The organism is Desulforhabdus sp. TSK (assembly GCF_022836495.1).
Lineage (GTDB): Bacteria > Desulfobacterota > Syntrophobacteria > Syntrophobacterales > Syntrophobacteraceae > Desulforhabdus.
In genome coordinates this window covers 1-260 of sequence record NZ_BQXM01000241.1, presented here as the reverse complement: position 1 = coordinate 260, position 260 = coordinate 1, and the positions used below count along the sequence as shown (strand labels likewise).

The 260-nt window shown below is 59.6% G+C and carries 1 protein-coding gene; it reads right to left on the bottom strand.

What is annotated here, in order from left to right; genetic code table 11:
- Window positions 1-260: NADH-quinone oxidoreductase subunit H (locus tag MWC30_RS22255; protein WP_244086362.1), on the bottom strand; the 260-nt coding region annotated here is incomplete at both ends.

Below are 260 nucleotides of genomic sequence, written 5' to 3'. Positions count from 1 at the left end.
ACGATGGCCGGCACCAGGCTGAGAAACGGCGCCAGCGTGTGGAAGAACTTGTTCGCTCCCGCCGGTATGAAGTCCTCCTTGGTGAGCACCTTCACGGCGTCGGCGATGGGGTGAAAGAGGCCGATGATCGTATACCCGCCGATATTGGCGCGGTTCGCGCCGATCCGGTCCTGCATCACCGCGCTCTGCTTTCTTTCCACCCAGCCCAGGATCGGCGAAAAAAAGCCCACGTTCACCCCGAAGATGAACAGTATTTTTGC